The following is a 14,188-nucleotide window of genomic DNA, read 5'->3' on the forward strand; positions in this document are numbered from 1 at the left end:
AAGTACTTCCTGGCGTTTACATCAATGTAAAAAGTCAAGGGAGCGTTGTAGCAAACGTAGGGAGCCGTGGAATAGTAGCCATTGCAGAACCGTTATCTTGGGGCCCTACGGGGGTAGTGCAGACAATTATCCCCGGAGAAGATTTAAGGCCGTATATCGGCTATGATATCACGTCAGAGAAGGCACTGTTCTTGCGTGAGATGATGAAGGGGAGCGATACCACAGCAGGTCCGAGTAAAATTTTGCTGTATCGCCCGACCGGCACCGGAGGTGTGCAGGCAAAGGCGACGGTTGGGGCGCTGACTGTAACGGCGTTGTATCCAGGGGCGCGCGGAAACGACATCAGCATTATTATTTCTGAGCAGATAGATGACGAAGGTACTTATGACGTATCTACAGTGATCGACGGTACCGTGGTAGATAAGCAATCCATCACCAATCTGGCCCAGTTAAAAGCCAACGCATGGGTGGGATTTTCCGGTACCGGAACCGAGATCACAGAGAGCGCGGGGCAGCCGCTGACAACTGGTGCAGACCCGACGGTGGCGACGGCAGACTATTCCAATTTTCTGGCAGCTATTGAGCCGTATCAGTTTGACATCCTGGTATACGACGGGACGGACTCCACAACCATTCAGGCTTTTGCGGCGTTTGTGGAGCGTGTATCCAACAACGTAGGCCAGAAGTGCCAGGCCGTTATGGCCGGGGATACGGCGGCAAACTGCAATTCGGAATTTGTCATTGCTGTCAAAAACGGCGTTAAACTGGATGACGGTACACAGCTTACTGCTCAGCAGGCCACCTGGTGGGTGGGAGGGGCAGAGGCCGGCGCATTGTATTATCAGTCGCTGACCTATGCACAGTATCCCCACGCTGTAGAGGCGAATCCAAAATTGACGGACACCCAGGCGCAGGAGGCGGTGGAAAGCGGCTGCCTGTGCTTTATTGACAGTTTCGGAAACGTGAAGGTCTGCACCGATATTAATACCCTGACCACATTTACGGTGGAAAAGGGTCAGGAATTCAGCAAGAACCGTGTCATGCGCGTGCTGATGCAGATCTGTAATGATACCTATGAGCACTTTTCCAATTATTTTATCGGCAAGGTGGACAACAACGAGACTGGCAGGAACCTGCTCAAGGGCTGGATTGTCGGTTATCTCAATGAAATGCAGGCCAACAATGGCATTCAAAATTTTGACGCTGAGGATGTGACCGTGGAGGCCGGAAACAATGTTGACGCGGTATTGATTAACGTCAGCATCCAGCCTGTGGACAGCGTTGAGAAAATCTATATGGAGATTACGGTGGCCGTAACGGCTGAGAGTGAGTAAGGAGGAAAGAGTACATGGCATTTTTGTTGGAGCGCGATGCCCTCAATGGAAAGAGCGGCAGCGCGTTTATGACCATTGATGGCCAGAATATCGAGATGTTCGGCATGAAAAAGTTCCAGTCTGATGCAGAATTCCAGGAGGCAGATTTCAAAGTAGTAGGCACCACACTGGTACAGAAAAAGACTACCGGGGTTTCCCTGAGCGGATCTATGACGATCTACTACGGAACCCCGCATTTTATCCGGTTGCTCCAGGATTATTTGAAGACCGGACGGCTGCCGTATTTCACGTTACAGATTACCAATGACGATCCCAGCACCAGTGTGGGGACGCAGACAGTGGTACTGTATAACGTGAAACTCCAGAAGTTGCCGGTGGCCATGCTGGATGCGGATGCAGACTTTTTGGAAATGGAGGTAAGTTTTTCTTACACCAATCTGGAAGTACTGAACTATTTCAATGACCAGCCCACACAGTTGGGGAATTAAGGAGGATATGATATGGATTTAAAGGCGTATATGCAGCCGCTTGTAGTAAATGAGACAAAGACGGTGTATCCGTCCAAGAGATTAAAGGGGGCGGATGGGAAACCGGCCCCCTTCGTGATCCGGGTTATTGACCAGGAAACGAACAACAAACTGATCAGGCAGGCCACGGAGAGAAAGAAGGTCAACGGCCGGCTGATGGAAGAACTTAACGGGGAAAAGTATGGAAACCTCCTGATCCAGGCGTGCGTAGTGGAACCGGATCTGAAAAGCTCCGATCTCTGCGCCTATTACAAAACGGTAGATCCGGCTGATGTGGTGAACCGGATGCTCTCCGTGGGCGAATACAACCGTCTTGTCCGCGCGATCCGGGAACTGAATGAGATTGATGAGCTGGCGGACGATGCCACCATCGAGGCCATTGATGCTGAAATAAAAAACTGATGGCGGGGAACTCCTTGAACGTACAGCTCTGCCAGCGCTTGCTGTGCGATCATGGAAGGTTTCCCCATGAAGTTCTGAATCTGCCGTTAAAAGAGAAACTCCTGATGCAGAATCTGTATGAGAAAGAACTGAAAGAACACGAGGAGGCGAAGAACCGTAGGAGCTATTAATGAGACATTAACATTGACAGACGGGTTTTCCGCCTCCTTTCGTATTTTTGAGGCGGCTGGAAACCGGGCGATTTCCATAACAGCCCGCTTGGATGACAGCATCACCAACCTGATGAGCCAGAACGCAGCTATGACCGTCAACGCGATTGGCCAGGTAGGGAGCGAGGTTAGCCGAACGAATCAGCTGATTACACAGGCCAATGAGTCGGCGGCCAAATTTAATAAAAACCTTACCCATGCTCTGGGGAAATCAGCCGGGGCGACCATCGGCTCTATCCGGCAGATTGGGGTCCAGCTGGAGCAGCAGCATCAAACACTGCTGAAAATCATTGAAGATCAGAAACGGCACAAAGAAAAGACAGATGATACGGAGCGGTCTGCGTCGAAGTTGTTAGGGACACTGAGCAAAATAGCGGCGGCCACCGGGGCGACGGCGCTGGTAAAGTCTTTCCTGAATACATCAGACGCCCTGACTCAAACCAATGCCAGATTGAACATGATGAATGACGGGGCGCAGTCCACAGCGGAGCTGAATGAGATGATCTATCAATCAGCGCAACGTTCCAGGGCCGCATATGATTCCACTGCTGATGCCATTGCCAAGATGGGACTGAATGCCGGAAACGCATTTAACTCCAATCAGGAATTGATTGCGTTTATGGAGTCGGTCAACAAGCAGTTTGCGATTGGCGGCGGTAGTGCGGCAGCCATGGAAGGGGCCATGGTCCAGCTGACGCAGGCCATGTCCTCCGGAGCTCTGAGAGGAGAAGAATTGAATTCCATTCTTGATGTTGCTCCCGGAATCGCGCGTAACATTGAACAGTACATGGGCTGGGCATCAGGGTCCATCAAGAAATATGCGGAGGAGGGGAAGATCAGCGCCGAAGTGGTAAAGAACGCGATGCTTGCGTCGGCGGAGTCGATCAATGAGCAGTTTAATAGTATGCCTATGACACTGTCCCAGGCCATGACTCAGGTTCGCAATCAGGTACAGCACAGTTTGCAGGGAGCTGCAATGGACTGGAATGAATTTCTGAATTCAGATGAGGGTCAAAAACTGCTGACGCAGATGATCAACTTATTCTCGTTACTTGCGGAAATGGGAGTCGATGCTTTATCTGCGATTGGGCAGGGGGCCTTGTGGGCGTCACAAAACCTTGATTTTATTTTGCCGGTACTGGCTGCTATTGGGATAGCGTACGCTGTTTTACATAGACGGGCGATCCTTACGGGGCTTGCAAATATTAAGAGCGGTCTTGCCAGCGCGGCAGCATGGTCGGCTGCGCATTGGCCGATTATTTTGCTTGCGGTTTTATTGGCATCTGCTCTTATTGCTGCGCAGCAATTTGGCTTTGGCATGGAAGAAGTGGGAGGTTTTGTGGGGGCGGTTTTAGGGACGCTGTACGCTGTGGGGTACAATGTATTTGCATCTCTTTGGAATGTCATAGCTGCTTTTGCGGAATTTTTCGCCAACGTGTGGGACGATCCTTTGGGAGCCACGGCCAGGCTGTTTTTTGATATATTCGATACAATCTTAGGGATTGTAGAAACTGTCGCAGGAGCGATTGACGCGCTGCTTGGAACGGATATGGCCGGGGCGGTGTCCGGTTTCCGTGGAAAGATGGCCGGATGGGTAGATGATACGTTTGGAGAAAGCGCGATCCAAATTAAACGGATGTCGGATCTGGATGTTGCCGCTACAGCAGCCCAATGGGGGAACATGGGATCGAACATCGGCTCTAAACTGGATAATATGAATCTTAGCCTGGATGACATTGCCGGAGGAATAGGCGGACTGGGGGATTTTGCGGTTCCGACGTCCGGGGAGCTGGGAGATATCGGCGATGTGAAAAAGGTGGGAAGTGTCAAAAGTGTCGATGGAGACGTGAAACTCTCCGACGAGGACGTCAAGATGTATCGGGACCTGGCAGAGCGCCGGTATATGAATAATATTGAATTGCAGACATTGGCGCCAGTCATCACCGTTAATGTCCCCAAAGGCTCCGGAGATAATATCAGTGAAGACGACTTAGCGGACAAGCTCAAAGACATTCTGAACAAGCAGCGGGCGGCCCACACATCGGTAGCCCATGGATAAGGAGGCGACGCCATATCAAAAGTCAGTCCTGACGCAAAGATTTATCTGAAATTTGGCAGCCGAAAAATGGTGCTGCCGGTTAATCCGGAAGAAATTTCCATCAGTTACCCCACCGACAATAAAGAACATGACGTGATTGGCATCGGTCAGGTCGTAGTGCAGAGAAAGCCCGCCTTAAAGGAAGTATCCTGGGAGGGCTTTTTTCCGTCTTCTCGATCGGATCCATACGTTAATTCGAGCTCAGATGATCCGGAAGATTATATCAAAAGGATTGAATCTGCGATGAAGTTAAAGCAGAAAATCCGCCTGATTATTTCCAGGGATCGGCTGCATGATACAAATATGCGCTGTATCGTCTCAGAGTTTGAGACGACTGACAAGGGCGGGGAACCCAGGGATATCTATTACAGCATTACATTTCGGGAATATCGGGACTACAGCCCCAGGACAGTGAGCATTATCACAACTCCGGCGGCAGGACAGGAGACGCAGGCGGCAGAGGCGACAGCGGAGGCAGCGCGGCCGGTAGAGACCCCGGTTATGCGTGTAGGGGCTACGGTAATTGCCAACGGAGAATATTGCTATGACAGCTACGGAACAAAGCCGCATGGGACAGCGAATAACCTCCAAACTACCGTATCACGGATCGTGGATGGAAATCCATACCCAATCCTGATCGGGTCCTATGGGTGGATCCGGGCAGACCAGTTGCAGATTGTGGGGTGATAACATGGACGATTTTTCCTTGCAGGTACAATCGGTCAGCCCGGCCCCAGGGGGAGCCACGCAGACCGCCATTACAGACTATTCCAGCGCCGAGACAAAAGCAGAATTAACAACCAACCGGTTTGATTCCCCGGCGAAACTGACGTTTACGGTTCTGGAGCAGGGCGGAATATCCATTCCTGAAGGCAGCAGCGTAGAGCTCGCGGTTGATGGGGTGCATATGTTTAAGGGATATGTATTCACTGCTGAACAGAACCAGGACGGAGAAGTGCAATACACCGCGTATGACCAATTAAGGTACCTAAAGGCAAATGCCAGTTACACGTTCGAAAACATGACATTGGGACAGATCATTCAGCAGATTGCCGCCGATTTTGGATTGCAGTGTGGTGCACTGGAGGACACGGGCTATATATTCCCGTGCCTGATCAAGGAAAATGAGAGCTGTCTTGACATCATCTTCGATGCCCTGGCGGAGACTATTTATATGACCGGGAAGATTTTCGTGTTCTACGACGATGTCGGCGCACTGACACTTAGAGAGACCCGGAATATGTATACAAACATACTGATCGGGGACAAAAGTTTAGCGACAGATTTTACGTATCGCCGGGACATTGACAGCGATACGTATAACCGGGTGAAACTGGTTCGTCCAAATTCCGAAACTGGGATGGCAGATACGTACATCGTGGAAGATACCGCCACGCAGGCTCAGTGGGGGCTGTTGCAATACTATGATCAAGTGGACGAAAACCTGAACGCGGCGCAGATCGAGATGATGTGTGAGATGTATCTGAAATATTATAACCGGGTCGTACAGGAGCTATCCATAAGCGCTCTGGGGGTTCCAGGATTCCGCGCCGGTATGATCGTACCGGTGAAACTCAGTGCGGTGGATTCTTTGTCCGTCTCCAGATTGCTGCTGGCGGAGAAGGTAACGCATAGTTTTGACGGGGATGATCACACCATGACGGTGGAGGTCAAAAACTTTGATAATTTGGGAGGTGACATACAGATTGTCTGATTTAATTGATGTTATTCACTCCATAACGCAGGACAGTGTAAAAGGACAGAAACCTGCTGATGTGGCATACGGAACCGTGATCAGCGCCTCCCCTCTATCCGTGCAGCTACAGACAACCATGCAGCCGATCCCGGCTGCGGCGCTGATCCTGACGGCCGGAGTGATTGCGAAAACGGCCCAAGTCCAGGGAGGTCAAGGGGGGACTGTGACGATCAATGAAGGGCTTGCAGTAGGAGACAAGGTTCTCATGTTGCGCGTTTCAAAGGGCCAGCGTTTCATTGTGCTCTCAAAAGTATAAGGGAGGTGCGGATATGTCAACATTGCCGCAGGGGGTGGGGATATCGGCCCCGATACAATACGTGGACCGTCCTACCAATACTTTTATTATAGACTGGTCCTCCAGGCAGATCGCCGGCACCAGTACTGGGCTTTCGGCCATGCGGCAGGCGATAGAAATTATATTGGCTAATGAACGTTTTCGCTGGCAAATCTACAGCAGTAATTTCGGCGTAGAGTTGGAGGAATTGGTTGGAGAAGATTTCTCCTATATTCAGTCCGAGCTCCCCCGCCGGATTGAGGAGGCATTTTCTGTGGACAATCGGATTCTGTCTGTGGATAACTACGAATTCAGGAGAGAGGCAAAGGGGGCTATGAGAGTGACATTTGACGTTCAAACGGTATATGGAACTGTTCAGGAGGAGGTGGTTATCAGTGATTGATCTCAGCGGGTACACGCAGAAAGCAATCGAAAAGCAGATGTTGGAGAAAGTACCATCTGGCATTGATACCAGGGAAGGAAGCATCATCCAGACTGCGGTAGGGCCGGCGGCGTGGTTTTTAGAAGGTACCTATATCACTTTGGACCAACTGCAACAGAACGCATACGCGGATACGGCGGTAGGTGTATCGCTGGATTATAGAGTGGCGGAACGCGGATTGACTAGAAAGTCCGCCACGCCGGCAGTGCGCAGAGGAATATTTGATGTGGAAATCCCGGAAAGTTCCCAATTTAAAACCATTAATGGCGCGAATTCCGTGATCTTTGTTTCAGGGGAGCAGGTAGAGGCAGATCCGAGCAATGACGAGGAGACGGGAAAAAAGGTGTACCTGATGACCTGCCAAACGGCGGGAGTCGTCGGAAATTCCTACACGGGGAATCTGATTCCCATTACGGCAATCGCTGGATTGACGTCAGCGGTGATTGGCAAGATCGTGACACCCGGCACGGACGAGGAGACGGACGATTCTTTAAAAGCGCGTTATTTTGCGTCTTTTGATGTGGCGAATTTTGGGGGAAATATCGCGTCCTACCGGAACACCATCCTTGCGATGGACGGCGTTGGGGCGGTGCAGGTATATCCGGCCTGGCAGGGTGGCGGTACCGTGTTGTGCAGTATCCTAAGCGATCAGTTGACACCGGCAGAGGATGGGGTAATTCAGGCGGTACAGGATGCAATCTGTCCTTCGGAGGAAGGAGGATCTGATCCATCCGCAAACGGATATGGTATGGCGCCGATCGGGGCGAAGGTAACGATTACGACGGCTACCAATATCACACTTAATATCGCTTGCAACATTCAATTCTCGGCAAAAGTGGTATCCGGGGAGGAAACCTTCCAGGCTGAAGTGGAGGAGAAGATCCGGGAGTATCTTACCTCCGTATGTCAGACCTGGGGGAGCGCGATTAAGGGGCAGAAGATCGAATATGTTGTTGTAGTGTACATATCGCGCATTGTGGCAGCAATCCTGACAATTCCCGATATCGTCAATGTGTCGAATGTAACTATTAACGGATCCGCAGCGGATCTGATTCTGACGGAGACTGCGAGCCTTCAGCAGATCCCGTCTCTGGGGACGGTGACGATCAATGGCGGCTGATCTGATGGAACAGCTCCCGGAATATTTCCGGCCGATTGTGGAATTTCAGCAGATCATGGCCGTGCACGGGAGCGCAATTAATGATCTGGAGAAAAATGTCACACAACTTTGGGAAAATCTATTCATCCAGACCTGCGACGAAGCAACACTGAAACTGTATGAACAGCGGTTTGACATTACTGCATCGCCCAGCGAAACGCTGGAATACCGGCGGCAGAGGATCTTGCAGAAGTACAACACCATTGTTCCGTTTTCGGAACCGTTCCTGCGCAGTCGGTTGACGGAACTGTTCGGGGAAGATTATTCCATGAGCGTTGATTCGGCAGCTAGCAAGATCACGATATCTGTAACATCGGCCAGATATGGAGCGGTGGATCTGCTGTATGACTTGTTATGGGATATTATCCCGGCGCATCTGCAAGTGATATCTAATCAGCAAGTTACCAATTATATTTCTGGCAATATTTACGTGGATGAAGTGATGGCAAGAACATTTGTTCAAAGTATTTAGGAGGAAACCTTGGGAGCATATAAAAAAGCAATAATTACAGAGGCCGGGAACCAGGTCCTGGCCAAAGTGGTGGCAGGGGAATTGACGCTGAATTTTTCCCATGCCAGAACGTCCAGCTACGCATATGCAGAGGGGACGGATTATACAAAACTGACAAGTCTGCAAGATGTGAAACAGGAAATCATCCCGTCAAATGTCAAGGTGATCAATGATACGGCAGTATCTGTCCGGCTGTTGTTCGGGAATGAAACTGTAGGATCGGAATATTTGATTCAAAACATTGGTTTGTATGTTATGGATGGCGATGAAGAACGGCTTTTCTCCGTGTCAGCAGCAACGGATCCGGATCAGATGCCTGCTTACGATGGAGTGGCACCGTCCTCGTTCATTTATAATGTCAGTATTCCGGTATCACAGGCAGAATCCCTGACATTGCAGATCAATCCTGCGGGAGCGGCGACAACAGAGGATATTCTGGAACTGGAGGCAGGTATACAGGGTCTGGAGGTGAGCAAGGTGACTGGCGACGGCGGCGCCATATCCAATACGGAAACCACCATATCGGAGCCGACGAACGAGGTCAAGTATCCGGAGATCACGGCATCCGGAGGAACGACAAAAGCGGTATTGGGATGGCTGGCCAGGTGGGTGAAGTCGCTGAAGGCGGATAAGGTGGATGTGTCTGGCGGGGATATCAAGGATACGAAGGTATCGGAGTTCACAGCATCCACTGCCCAGTATCCGATTCCAGCAGCGGGAGACAGTTTCAAGGTGTTTGCGGGAAAAGTCCTAAAGTTTGCGCAGGACATTCGCAGCACTGCGATTGGAGCGTGCTACATAGGGCAGCTGGTGTCCAACACCTCCACCAATAACTCCAATTTGCCAGCAAGTGCGGCAGCGGTGTACCAATTAGGGCAACAAATTGCTCAGTTAAATAGCGATAAGTTGAATAAATCAGCTGTCGTATCTCAGTATAAAAAGCTACAGATCAATAACGTGTTGATCCAGTTTGGTCGTTTAGAATGCTTAGTTGATTATTATGGCCGTGCAAGCATTACATTCCCAGAATCGTATAGCGATGCGGAGTTGTACAGCTGCATCGCCGTCCCTATGGCGCAGAATTATGCCGTGCGGTCCATAATCAATAATGGAGCCAATAATTCCTTGGCGCTGCTCATGGATAACGAGGGCGCCTTTCCAGAATACCAAAGCAAAATATGGATGCAGTACATCGTTATAGGAACCTGATGATATAGCGATAAAGCTCCGGCAAACCATAAACACGATGGAATATATCTACCGGTGTGGTCTACCCGGATAAATTCCGTCAGTTTCAACGGCACCATGAATGCGCCTGTTATGTATATTGACAGCACCGAATATCCATTAGTCAAGGGTCCACAAGGCGGCAATCGTACCGTTCGCACGTTATCTGTCCAAGAGCACCCCACCACGAAGAAAAATACACTGCGTGTGGAATGGTGGGTAGACGGCTCCGTGAAATATAGCTGGTGCGATCTCTACGATTAGGGCGATATATCGCCCTAAGTTGGCACAGTGATATGCCAATTTAATTGAGTATTTTCGGGTGATTGTGCGTTATCTCAGACTCCCTTATGCTATAAGGGAAAGGAGGGATAGGCATGATTGAGAAAATCATACAAGCCGTAAAAGAGGCCATGATGCCGGATCTGACGGATACACAGATGGAAAAGCTGGAGAACGTGCTATACATCCAGTTTCATGGCCGAAAAGTGGTAGAGGAGTGTAGCGAACTGGCTCCGACCGGCACGGATGGCGACGTAGCAAAGATCAATATGTTTCTGGGCAGTAAGAAAACTACCGGACGAGCTGACAGCACATTGCGGCAGTATAGCCGCGAGATCTACAATATGCTGGATTTCGTCGGAAAACGCCTGGAAGATATTACCGCTATGGATCTACGCTACTACTACGCAGTAATGCGCGAAAAACGTGGGATCAAAATGAGCACCATGCAGACCCGGATCCATTATTTATCCAGTTTCTGGGATTTTTTGACCTTGGAGAAATTAGTTCCCAACAATCCGGTGCGCCAAATTGGGAATCTGAAAGTATCAATCACAATTAAGAAACCGTTTGCCCAGGAGGAACTGGAGGCGCTGCGGTTACACTGTGATCGGAGCCGGGACAGGGCCATGATAGAGTTTTTATTGGCTACTGGTCTCCGTGTGTCGGAAGTCTGCCAGTTGAATGTGGAGGACATTGACTTCTATAAGATGGAATTTTACGTTCGCGGAAAAGGCAACAAAGAGCGTATATGCCTGTTGGACGATGTTGCAAAATTCCATTTGAAACGATATTTGCGCGAGCGCATGAGAAAGGAGAGGGTAGGAGAAGATCTACTGCAAATGCGGCCACTATTTGTGACAGCGAAGGCCCCGTTTAGTCGCATGACAATAGCGGGGGTGCAATATTTATTGAAAGCGATTGGAGAGAAGACATCGGTGGAAAATGTCCATCCGCACCGATTTCGACGAACATTTGCGTGTGACATGATCTCTCGCGGGATGCCGGTAGAACAGTTGATGGTGTTAATGGGGCATAATAAGATCGAAACTACTATGATCTATGTGACTGTTAAGACATCCAGTGTCTGCGATACCTACCGACGACTACGGGCAGGGTAATGCGATAAGGTAGTCAATATGTTTTTTTTGACCGGCTACGAGGCGGTCTTTTTTGCGTGGGAGAAATACGGGAGCGTAATATACAGAAATAATGAGGGCAAGGGAGAGGGTGGCATCGTAAGATTTTCGCGGTTATATTGGCATATCAAAAGGATCCCCAAGCTGACCAGGATCCCGGTGCAGCACGTTTCCGGTATCGTACCGCGCCGGTACCGACACAGAGCTGCCCTTCGCGAGGTGTTCCGTTGTTGTGGTCATATATGCCTATAACGATGGACCAACGCACGGCATCCTCGACGTTGGCAAACGATAGGTATGGTACAACGCTCCACCCCGTCACCTGAAAATAGCTGTTGGGATCGTCAATGTAGGATCCGTGGATCCAGCACAGGCTGCCAATTTTTATGTCCATTTCAGACCTGGTATAATACCGGTCATCATGTACGTGATTCGCCGGAGCTTTATCGCTATATTACCGTCCTTCGGAAGATGAAGGCGAGTTGGAGATCATACACGCCGGAGCGGTTGGCCGACACCCGAACAAAATCGTTTTGGTGGACCGACACGACAGCGTTATCGTTCCAGTTGGAACTCAGGCCACACGCTACAGGTAACACAAGGACTGTTCGGTCCGGGCGGTCGCCGGTTTCCGATAAGGAAAAAATGTAAGAATAGCCCCAGGATGATTTTTCATCCGCGGACAGAGTTATCGTATAGTCCTTCGTGGAGACGCCCACCATATCGCTATTTAAAGGTCTTTCCAAGCCGATGCCGCTCCAGCTGAATAGTTTCTCGTTTGGGGATTACTTTTGTCAGTGAGACTGTAGGCCAGCTGTTTCCGGGTAATGGTGTCACCACAGGATATGATCATCCACCAGCCGTCCCCTGGACCATTTGTAGGAGCTTGCGCCAGCCAGATGCCATTATACAGGGTATTGCAATCCATTGTATTCTTGCGCCCGATGAGATTCAGCAAATCGCTATTTCAAAAAGAAAAAGGAGAATTATTATGGAAAAAATAAAAATCAAAGATCAGGAATACGGAATAAAGTCAATGTCCCACGTGTACCTGAATGTCATTAGAATAGAATTTTTTGACGAATTTCCGTCTGTCACGGAGTGGGGCGGCGATATATCCATCTACACCGCCGGCGGGGTGTTGGCGGACACATTGACCGGCTGGGGTACGGTATACCGCGACGAAGGTCAGGTGGTGTACTTGTCCAATGACGGCAGCACCTATGACCCGCCGGACGAACCCGGAGAGCTGCCGGAAATGCCATATGTGCCAACACTGGAGGAGCTGCAAGCGAATAAGCGCCGGGAAGTATCAGCGGCCTGTGAGAGGGCCATATACAACGGCGTATCCGTCACCCTGGCAGGTGGTAGCGTAGAGCACTTTGCACTGACAGAACATGACCAGATTAACCTGTTCGGCAAGCAGGCCCAGCTGGCTGCTGGTGTGGAACAGCTGGAATATCATGCAGACGGCCAGCCGTGCCGGTATTACCGTGCGGCGGATATGCAGGCGATCATCACCGCGGCTATGTGGCACGTGAGTTATCATACCACGTACTGCAACGCCATTAATATGTGGATCGCAGGCTGCGAGACGGCGGAGGAGGTGACGGCCATATTCTACGGGGCAGATGTGCCGGAGGAGTATCAGTCAGAAGTGTTGCAGGCATACCTGACGCAGATCGCAGCTATGGCAGGAGGTGATAGCGATGAGAACGGGGCATAAGCACCTGATCCTGGCCATTATTGGCGGCCTGATCTATGTTCTGATCGAATTAGTCTGGCGCGGGCATAGCCACTGGACTATGTTCCTGCTGGGCGGTGCCTGCTTTCTGGTGTTGGGACTGATCAACGAGGTGATCCCCTGGGATATGTCGCTACAACTCCAGGCCTTTATGGGGGCCTGTATAGTGACTGCCTTGGAGTTTCTAACCGGCTGCCTGGTCAATCTGTGGCTGGGGTGGGGCGTCTGGGATTACAGTGGGCTGTCGGGGAATATCCTGGGGCAGATTTGCCCGCAGTATTTCCTGCTATGGGTCCCGGTATCGCTGGTTGGCATCGTGCTGGATGATTGGCTCCGGCATCTGTTATGGGGCGAGGAACGCCCACGGTATAGATTATGAGGAGGTGAAAGACTGTGACAGATGAAGATATTGCAAAGGCCCTTGAAGGATACCGGCACGAGATCGCCTCCCTGAAACATCGGATGGACGACGTGGAGCGGATCGTGGACGCCGTTCACGGCCTGGCCCTGGAAATGGCCAGGCAAACGGAAGAAATCAAGCATATGAACGAATCCATCAAACAGTTAAACGAGGATGTGGCGGCACTAAAAGCTAAGCCAGGGAAACGTTGGGACGGGTTGGTGGATGCACTTTTAGGGGCGGTTGCCGGGGCGGCAGCAGCCTTATTTTTTAAATAGGAGGTGAAAATTATGTTAAAGAACTGTGTATGGAAACCCAGTGTAGACACTGTAAAGTGGGCTAAGGCGGCCGCTGTTAGGGCGGTCAAGACCATGGCGCAGACATTCGTGGCCACCATTGGCACCGCGGCGGTCATGGGTGACGTCAACTGGCAGATGGTAGCGTCTGCGTCCGTTCTGGCCGGGATCCTGTCGGTGGCGACGTCCATCGCTGGAATCCCGGAGGTAACAGCAGATTAAGGAGGTGATCCCCCATCTCCGGGCCGGGCGGTATCCCGGCGGCCTGCGGGCCAACTCCAAAACCAAACCATAAAATGAAAAAAGGAGAACAGACTATGAAGAATTGGAAACCGATCAATGTAAAGGACATTCCCGCTATTGAGGAGAAGTTGAAGGCAGCCATCCG

17 protein-coding genes are annotated in these 14,188 nt (G+C 50.7%); all 17 read left to right on the plus strand.

Annotation, left to right across the window (positions count from 1 at the left end; genetic code table 11):
• Nucleotides 1-20 precede the first annotated feature (20 nt).
• Nucleotides 21-1,334, plus strand: a complete 1,314-nt coding sequence (locus tag B5E84_RS18090; protein WP_442911404.1) for a phage tail sheath family protein — start codon at nt 21-23, stop codon at nt 1,332-1,334.
• Between the two features lie 14 nt (nt 1,335-1,348).
• A complete protein-coding gene (locus B5E84_RS18095; RefSeq protein WP_087225672.1) occupies nt 1,349-1,822 on the plus strand; it encodes a phage tail tube protein in 474 nt (157 codons plus the stop codon).
• 12 nt (nt 1,823-1,834) lie between these two features.
• Nucleotides 1,835-2,263 (plus strand): phage tail assembly chaperone, encoded by a 429-nt coding sequence (locus B5E84_RS18100; RefSeq protein WP_087225675.1) that lies wholly within the window; start codon nt 1,835-1,837, stop codon nt 2,261-2,263.
• 14 nt (nt 2,264-2,277) lie between these two features.
• Nucleotides 2,278-2,433, plus strand: a complete 156-nt coding sequence (locus tag B5E84_RS20705) for a hypothetical protein (RefSeq protein ID WP_162612897.1) — start codon at nt 2,278-2,280, stop codon at nt 2,431-2,433.
• Between the two features lie 13 nt (nt 2,434-2,446).
• Entirely contained in the window at nt 2,447-4,531 is a 2,085-nt protein-coding gene (locus B5E84_RS18105) for a tape measure protein (RefSeq protein WP_087225679.1), read from the plus strand.
• 282 nt (nt 4,532-4,813) lie between these two features.
• Nucleotides 4,814-5,257, plus strand: a complete 444-nt coding sequence (locus B5E84_RS18110) for a hypothetical protein (RefSeq protein WP_143469267.1) — start codon at nt 4,814-4,816, stop codon at nt 5,255-5,257.
• A gap of 4 nt (nt 5,258-5,261) precedes the next feature.
• Nucleotides 5,262-6,284 (plus strand): XkdQ/YqbQ family protein, encoded by a 1,023-nt coding sequence (locus B5E84_RS18115; protein ID WP_087225685.1) that lies wholly within the window; start codon nt 5,262-5,264, stop codon nt 6,282-6,284.
• Nucleotides 6,277-6,582 (plus strand): DUF2577 family protein, encoded by a 306-nt coding sequence (locus B5E84_RS18120; protein ID WP_162612898.1) that lies wholly within the window; start codon nt 6,277-6,279, stop codon nt 6,580-6,582. The genes B5E84_RS18115 and B5E84_RS18120 overlap by 8 nt, the downstream gene beginning before the upstream one ends.
• A 13-nt stretch (nt 6,583-6,595) precedes the next feature.
• Entirely contained in the window at nt 6,596-7,003 is a 408-nt protein-coding gene (locus B5E84_RS18125) for a DUF2634 domain-containing protein (RefSeq protein WP_087225691.1), read from the plus strand.
• Complete coding sequence (locus tag B5E84_RS18130; RefSeq protein ID WP_162612899.1) at nt 6,996-8,162, plus strand: baseplate J/gp47 family protein; 1,167 nt, start codon at nt 6,996-6,998, stop codon at nt 8,160-8,162. The genes B5E84_RS18125 and B5E84_RS18130 overlap by 8 nt, the downstream gene beginning before the upstream one ends.
• Nucleotides 8,152-8,673: a putative phage tail protein gene (locus B5E84_RS18135; RefSeq protein WP_087225698.1), complete on the plus strand. Its 522-nt coding sequence runs from the start codon at nt 8,152-8,154 to the stop codon at nt 8,671-8,673. The genes B5E84_RS18130 and B5E84_RS18135 overlap by 11 nt, the downstream gene beginning before the upstream one ends.
• 9 nt (nt 8,674-8,682) lie before the next feature.
• The gene (locus B5E84_RS18140; protein ID WP_087225701.1) at nt 8,683-9,921 is read left to right on the plus strand and encodes a phage tail-collar fiber domain-containing protein; all 1,239 of its coding nucleotides are present in this window, start codon (nt 8,683-8,685) and stop codon (nt 9,919-9,921) included.
• 395 nt (nt 9,922-10,316) lie between these two features.
• A complete protein-coding gene (locus B5E84_RS18145; RefSeq protein WP_087225704.1) occupies nt 10,317-11,342 on the plus strand; it encodes a tyrosine-type recombinase/integrase in 1,026 nt (341 codons plus the stop codon).
• A 1,009-nt stretch (nt 11,343-12,351) separates the two neighbouring features.
• Nucleotides 12,352-13,086, plus strand: coding sequence for a DUF4376 domain-containing protein (locus tag B5E84_RS18150; protein ID WP_087225708.1), 735 nt, complete (start codon nt 12,352-12,354; stop codon nt 13,084-13,086).
• Nucleotides 13,070-13,483, plus strand: a complete 414-nt coding sequence (locus B5E84_RS18155; RefSeq protein ID WP_087225711.1) for a putative ABC transporter permease — start codon at nt 13,070-13,072, stop codon at nt 13,481-13,483. Before B5E84_RS18150 ends, B5E84_RS18155 begins: the two co-directional genes overlap by 17 nt.
• 14 nt (nt 13,484-13,497) lie before the next feature.
• Nucleotides 13,498-13,782, plus strand: coding sequence for a hypothetical protein (locus B5E84_RS18160; RefSeq protein ID WP_087225714.1), 285 nt, complete (start codon nt 13,498-13,500; stop codon nt 13,780-13,782).
• 12 nt (nt 13,783-13,794) lie between these two features.
• Nucleotides 13,795-14,022: a holin gene (locus tag B5E84_RS18165; protein ID WP_087225717.1), complete on the plus strand. Its 228-nt coding sequence runs from the start codon at nt 13,795-13,797 to the stop codon at nt 14,020-14,022.
• Nucleotides 14,023-14,188: the final 166 nt, after the last annotated feature.

Origin of the sequence: Lachnoclostridium sp. An14, from assembly GCF_002160755.1 — a bacterium.
Lineage (GTDB): Bacteria > Bacillota > Clostridia > Lachnospirales > Lachnospiraceae > Lachnoclostridium_A.

Coding starts and splice junctions, on each gene's coding strand:
- B5E84_RS18095 (WP_087225672.1), top strand. CDS start 1,349: ATGGCATTTTTGTTGGAGCGCGATGCCCTCAATGGAAAGAGCGGCAGC.
- B5E84_RS18100 (WP_087225675.1), top strand. CDS start 1,835: ATGGATTTAAAGGCGTATATGCAGCCGCTTGTAGTAAATGAGACAAAG.
- B5E84_RS18110 (WP_143469267.1), top strand. CDS start 4,814: ATGAAGTTAAAGCAGAAAATCCGCCTGATTATTTCCAGGGATCGGCTG.
- B5E84_RS18115 (WP_087225685.1), top strand. CDS start 5,262: ATGGACGATTTTTCCTTGCAGGTACAATCGGTCAGCCCGGCCCCAGGG.
- B5E84_RS18125 (WP_087225691.1), top strand. CDS start 6,596: ATGTCAACATTGCCGCAGGGGGTGGGGATATCGGCCCCGATACAATAC.
- B5E84_RS18135 (WP_087225698.1), top strand. CDS start 8,152: ATGGCGGCTGATCTGATGGAACAGCTCCCGGAATATTTCCGGCCGATT.
- B5E84_RS18145 (WP_087225704.1), top strand. CDS start 10,317: ATGATTGAGAAAATCATACAAGCCGTAAAAGAGGCCATGATGCCGGAT.
- B5E84_RS18150 (WP_087225708.1), top strand. CDS start 12,352: ATGGAAAAAATAAAAATCAAAGATCAGGAATACGGAATAAAGTCAATG.
- B5E84_RS18155 (WP_087225711.1), top strand. CDS start 13,070: ATGAGAACGGGGCATAAGCACCTGATCCTGGCCATTATTGGCGGCCTG.
- B5E84_RS18165 (WP_087225717.1), top strand. CDS start 13,795: ATGTTAAAGAACTGTGTATGGAAACCCAGTGTAGACACTGTAAAGTGG.